General features: G+C 64.6%; 3 protein-coding genes. All 3 read right to left on the bottom strand.

Annotation, left to right across the window (positions count from 1 at the left end; translation table 11 throughout):
• Window positions 1-136 precede the first annotated feature (136 nt).
• On the bottom strand, window positions 137-2,176 hold the full coding sequence (locus J0I64_RS03380) for a methyl-accepting chemotaxis protein (protein ID WP_291406211.1): 2,040 nt from the start codon (window positions 2,174-2,176) through the stop codon (window positions 137-139).
• Window positions 2,177-2,470: 294 nt separating this feature from the next.
• The gene (locus J0I64_RS03375; RefSeq protein ID WP_291406210.1) at window positions 2,471-2,629 is read right to left on the bottom strand and encodes a hypothetical protein; all 159 of its coding nucleotides are present in this window, start codon (window positions 2,627-2,629) and stop codon (window positions 2,471-2,473) included.
• Window positions 2,630-2,728: 99 nt separating this feature from the next.
• On the bottom strand, window positions 2,729-3,597 hold an 869-nt coding region (locus J0I64_RS03370; RefSeq protein ID WP_291406209.1), incomplete at its 5' end, for an acetyl-CoA carboxylase carboxyltransferase subunit beta.

Genomic DNA, 3,597 nt, shown 5'->3' with positions numbered 1-3,597 from the left:
CCCTCCCGACCTCCCCCATCAAGGGGGAGGTGAAGGGACAGCGGTTGTGAGCAGAACGTGCCGAAAACTGGATGCAGCACCTCCTCCTTGATGGGGGACGATGGGAGGGGGCGACCCGGCAGGCGCTGGGCCTAGCCTAAAACTCCGACCAGTCTTCCAGTTTTGGCGCGGCATTGCCGCTGCTGCGGCGGAGGTAGGTACTGGCGACCGATTTCAGCTTGTCCTGCACGCCCTTGATGCCGCGCGCCGGTTCGGCTTCGCGCAGGGGAGCTGCCGAAACCGTGAACTGTTCGACGATCTGATCGAGGCGAACGGCCTGACCCTCGGTCTGTTCGATCGCGGCGTTGGTTTCTTCGACAAGCGCCGCATTGTGCTGGGTCATTTCGTCCATCTGGCGGACGGCGGTCGTCATTTCGCCGATGGCGGAGGCCTGGCTGCGGCTGCCGCTGGCTATGGCTTCGAGGTCCGCGGTGTTCTCGCGGATGGCGTCGAGCATGCCGGCGAGTTTGCCGGCGGCAGCGCCCACGAGCTGGGTCCCGCCCTTCACTTCCGTTGCCGATTGCTCGATGAGCAGCTTTACGTCAGCCGAGGCGCTGGCAGCGGATTGGGCGAGGCGTCGCACTTCGACGGCGACCACGGCAAAGCCCTTGCCGGCTTCGCCTGCGCGCGCCGCTTCTACCGAGGCGTTGAGGGCAAGCAGATTGGTCTGGAAGGCGATGTCGTCGATCAGCCCGATGATGTTGGAAATCTTGGCCGAGGAGGCGGTGATCCGGTCCATGGCCTTGGTGGCCTCGTTCATCACGTCCCCGCCCTCTTCAGCGGCGAGGGAGACACTGCGGGCCTTCTTGCTGGCCGCTTCCGCCTTGCCGGCATTGTCGAGCACGGTCGAGGCAAGCTGCTCCATGGTGGCCGAGGTTTCTTCGATGGTCGCGGCCTGGCGGGTCGTGCGCTCGGAGAGATCGTTCGCACCCGACAGAATTTCGCCGGTGGCGCGCTTCAGCGTGCTGGAGGTGGCGCGGAGCTGGCCGACGATATCGCCAAGACGTTCGCCCACGGCATTGGTGTCGTCCTTGAGGCGGGCAAAGGCGCCCTGATAGTCGCCATTGACGCGATGGGTGAGGTCGGTGTCGGCAAGGGCCGAGAGGACGGAGCCGGTTTCCGACAGGCCGCGGTCGACGGTTTCGACGAGGCGGTTGACCGAGCGGGCGAGGGTATTGAGTTCGGCATCGGGGAATTTGGCCTCGACGCGATGGGTGAAATCGCCTGATACGGCGGCTTCCACAACGTCGCCAAAGGCGCGTTGCAGGGTCACCATCATCTCGGCGCGTTCCGCCTGATTGCGTAGGGCCTGGGCGGCCTCGGCCTCGGTGAGTTGGCTGATCTTGCGGCCGTTCTCGCGGAACACTTCCACGGCACGGGCCATGGCGCCGAGTTCGTCGCTGCGCGTCGTGCCGGGCACTTCGGCATCGAAATCGCCGGCGGCAACGGTTTCCATCGTGCCGGTAAGCCGGGTGATCGGCTTGGTGATGGAGCGCGAGAACAGAAGGCTGAGGACCGCGACAATGGCAAGGAGGCCTGCGCCGATGGCGAACATCATGTTGCGCATCTGCGCGACGGGCGCGAGCACCTCATCCTGTGCCATGACTGCGACAGCTGCCCAGGGCGCGCCCTTGGTGGCGATGGGCGCGCCGGCGACGAGCATGGGTGTGGCGCGATAATCGGTGGTTTCCCCGATCGTGTGGCCGCCGGCAATGGCAGCATCGAGCACGGGGCCGGCGAAGCCGGTCACCAGCGCATCATTGTCGGCGCTAAAAATGGAATCCGAGCGCAGGAGGCCATTGGAGCCGACGACGATCACTTCGCCGGTATCGCCGAGACCGGTGCGGTCGCCGACGACGCCATCGAGTACGGTCGAGGGTAGTTGGTAGGCGACGACGCCGATCTTGCGGCCCTGGGCGTTGAAGACCGGCTTGGCAAAGAAGCTCGCTGGAAGGCCGGCGGCGGGGGCATAGGCCTCATAGTCGGCAAAGGCCATGTCATCGTCGTTTTCGATGGCGACAGCCCCAGCAAAGACGCGGCCGAGGCCGGTCGATGCCAACGGGCTGCCTTCGGCGAGACTGGTGCCGAATTCCTGACCCTTGGTCAGCGAGTAGACGACAAAGCCCTTCAAATCCATCAGGTAGAAATCGCGATAACTCCGGGCCGTCGCCTTGTTGCGGAAAGCGGGGTGGAAGCGCGTGTGGGTGACGTCATAGGCGCCGGTCGTGCCCAGCGTGTCGAGGGCAGACAGATTGCTCTTGTTGGGATTGTCGTCGACATAGAGTTTTCTGACTTCGGCGGTTGGATCGACCTTGAACTGCAGCCAGGCGCCGGCGAAGTCGCGCAGGGCCTGCTGGGTATCGGCAGAGCGCGAAGTGGCGACGAGGTCTTCCTCGACGCCATGAATATAGGACGTGACCTGACGGGCGCGTTACGAAGCGAGGGTGGCGAGGGTGTTTTCCGCCGAAGCACGCAGCGCCTGCGAACCGATGAGATAACTTGCAAGGCCGACGCCGACGCTGACGAGCAGCGCCGATCCAAGCAGGGCCAGGGGGAGTTTTCGGGCGATCGGCAGGAAGAAGCGGCGCATCTTTGTCCTCGCAAAGGCGCACCCTCCCGATTTTGTCTCTCGGCGGGCGCGCTATTTTTTGCGAGGCTAGGCGAGCGTGGTTAAACGCCGGTAAAGGGCCTATTCGGCGTGTGCGGCGGGGGGCACCAGATCGTGGTCGCCCTCGGCGGCAACGGCCGCGTCGCGGAGGCTGGTCTGGATGGCAACGGCCTTGCTGCTCGAACCCGAGAGCTCGTCATTGGCCGGGCCGCGCGTCAGAATGCTGGCGAGCGAGCCGATCGTCGAGCGCAGGTTGTGGCGGTGGACGACCATGTCGACCATGCCGTGCTCATAAAGGTATTCCGAACGCTGGAAACCTTTGGGGAGCTTCTCGCGGATCGTCTGCTCGATGACGCGCTGGCCGGCAAAACCGATGAGGGCACCGGGCTCGGCAATGTGGACGTCGCCCAGCATCGCATAAGAGGCGGTGACGCCGCCGGTGGTCGGATTGGTGAGAACCACGAAGAAGGGCAGGCCAGCTTCACGCAGGCGCAGCACGGCAACGGTGGTGCGCGGCATCTGCATCAGCGACAGCACGCCTTCCTGCATGCGGGCGCCGCCGGAAGCGACGAAGAGGACGAAAGGCGTCTTGCGCTCGACAGCAGTTTCAAGCCCGGTGACGATCGCCTGTCCCCCGGCCATGCCGAGAGAGCCGGCGAGGAAATCAAAGTCCTGCACGGCGACGGTGACGGGGCGCTGATAGAGCTTGCCGGTCGCGACCAGAACGGAATCGTCGTAGCCGGTCTTGGCACGATTTTCCTTGAGCTGATCGACATAGCGCTTCTGCGCGCGGAATTTCAGTGGATCGGCGGTGACGCTGGGCAGGGGAACGAGATCGTACGCACCATCGTCGAGGAAGGTCGCGAGCCGGTCCGCCGGCTTGATCTTCATGTGGTAGCCCGAATTCGGCACCACCCACTGATTGGCTTCGAGGTCGCGATAGAACACCA

It is taken from the genome of Devosia sp. (assembly GCF_017307565.1).
Classification (GTDB): Bacteria; Pseudomonadota; Alphaproteobacteria; order Rhizobiales; family Devosiaceae; genus Devosia.
This window is presented reverse-complemented; position numbering and strand designations above follow the sequence as displayed.